This window comes from Salmonella sp. SAL4457, assembly GCF_046548235.1.
In the GTDB taxonomy this organism is placed as follows: domain Bacteria; phylum Pseudomonadota; class Gammaproteobacteria; order Enterobacterales; family Enterobacteriaceae; genus Salmonella; species Salmonella enterica.
In genome coordinates this window covers 1-417 of record NZ_JBGDZO010000082.1, presented here as the reverse complement: position 1 = coordinate 417, position 417 = coordinate 1, and the positions used below count along the sequence as shown (strand labels likewise).

Sequence of the window (417 nt, the reverse complement as noted above, 5' to 3'; positions counted from 1 at the left end):
GCCGGTGCCGGTGCGCTCCGAGAATGGCTTCCGCGTGCAGGCCGAGGAGGTCGCCGCACTGATCACCCCGCGCACGCGCGCGATGGCGCTGAACAGCCCGCACAACCCGTCCGGCGCCAGCCTGCCGCGGGCCACCTGGGAAGCCCTGGCCGAGCTGTGCATGGCCCATGACCTGTGGATGATCTCCGACGAGGTCTACAGCGAACTGCTGTTCGACGGCGAGCATGTCAGCCCGGCCAGCCTGCCGGGGATGGCCGACCGTACCGCGACCCTCAACAGCCTGTCGAAATCCCACGCCATGACCGGCTGGCGGGTCGGCTGGGTGGTCGGTCCCGCAGCACTCTGCGCGCACCTGGAGAACCTCGCCCTGTGCATGCTCTATGGCTCGCCGGAATTCATCCAGGATGCCGCCTGCAC

General features: G+C 69.3%; 1 pseudogene. It reads left to right on the top strand.

The features are described 5' to 3' along the window. Positions 1–417, top strand: a pseudogene (gene aruH / locus ACLJNW_RS23325) (arginine--pyruvate transaminase AruH); the annotation flags it as partial.